The following is a 1,400-nucleotide window of genomic DNA, read 5'->3' as shown; positions in this document are numbered from 1 at the left end:
GAGCTATGCGGGAATTTGGGTGATGGCGTGATTTGAAGGGCGGCGTATCGTGGCGGGTGTCAAAGCCGGCCAGAACCTCACAAGGAGCGATACGCCATGAAAGAAGATACAACGATCCTGCCATTTCGCCAATCGGAAACGATAGCGGATCCATTGACAGAAATTGCACGGGAAGGTGCGCGCCGGATGCTGGCGGAGGCGCTGAAAGCCGAAGCTGATGCGTTTGTCGCCGGTTTCGCCGATGAGCAGCTGGAAGACGGGCGTCAGCGGATTGTGCGGCATGGATTTGGCCCTGAACGGAAGATCCAGACCGGCATTGGTGCCCTGGATGTTCAGCGGCCGAAGGTGCGCGATCGGATGGCCACACACGATCATTCAGAGAAAATCCGTTTTACCTCGAACATTCTGCCGAAATGGGCGCGCCGCTCGATCAGCTTGGACGCGCTGCTACCTGTCCTTTATCTGAAGGGCATATCGACGGGCGATTTCCAGGACGCGCTGTCGGCCATCATGGGGCCAGATGCGCCCAACCTCTCGCCAAGCGTCATCTCGCGCCTTACTGCTGGATGGCAGGTCCAATATGATGCCTGGGCACGTCGGGATCTGTCTGCCCGCCACTACGTCTATATCTGGGCGGACGGCGTCTATCTTCAGGCGCGGATGGAGGAAAATGCCGAATGCATGCTGGTGATCATCGGCGCGACACCGGAGGGCAAGAAAGAGCTGATCGGCTTTCAGGTCGGCCTGCGGGAGAGCGCGCAGAGCTGGCATGAGTTGCTGACCGACATCAAAGGCCGCGGGCTGTCCGTCGCACCAGAAATTGCGGTTGGGGATGGAGCCATGGGGTTCTGGAACGCACTGGACAAAACGTTTCCAGGCACAAAGCACCAACGGTGCTGGGTGCATAAGGTTAAAAATATCCAGAACTGTTTTCCCAAGCAGATGGCCCCGGCGGTCAAATCAGATCTGGACGACATTCAGCACGCCGGAACGCGCGCAGAAGCCGATGCTGCGTTGGCCGTTTTCTCCGAAAAGTATGGCGTCAAATACCCAAAAGGTGTTGCCTGCCTGACAAAGGACGAAGAGGCGATGCTTGCATTCTTCGACTTCCCAGCTGAGCATTGGGGCCATCTGCGCACCTCGAACCCGATTGAAAGCGTGTTCGCCACTGTTCGCCACCGAACGGTGAGGACCAAAGGGGCGCTGTCACAAAAGACCGCAAAACTGATGGTCTTTACCCTCATTCAGGCAGCAGCGAAAAAATGGCTGCGCCTCAAGGGTAGAAATCAGTTGCCAAAGGTTATCGAAGGAATCAAATTCAACGACGGTGTCGAAGTGACCAACGACACCGAAAACCGCGCCGCCTGATAATGCGCGTCACCCAAATTCAAGCATAGCTC

At 56.8% G+C, this 1,400-nt stretch carries 1 protein-coding gene; it reads left to right on the top strand.

Annotation, left to right across the window (positions count from 1 at the left end; genetic code table 11):
• Positions 1–96: 96 nt before the first annotated feature.
• Positions 97–1,368 (top strand): IS256 family transposase, encoded by a 1,272-nt coding sequence (locus tag MCRY_RS22270; protein ID WP_139834165.1) that lies wholly within the window; start codon positions 97–99, stop codon positions 1,366–1,368.
• Positions 1,369–1,400 lie beyond the last annotated feature (32 nt).

The sequence above is a fragment of the Marivita cryptomonadis genome (genome assembly GCF_002115725.1).
Classification (GTDB): domain Bacteria; phylum Pseudomonadota; class Alphaproteobacteria; order Rhodobacterales; family Rhodobacteraceae; genus Marivita; species Marivita cryptomonadis.
This window is presented reverse-complemented; position numbering and strand designations above follow the sequence as displayed.

Excerpts from the sequence above, each read along its gene's own strand:
- MCRY_RS22270 (WP_139834165.1), top strand. The coding sequence starts at position 97 with ATGAAAGAAGATACAACGATCCTGCCATTTCGCCAATCGGAAACGATA.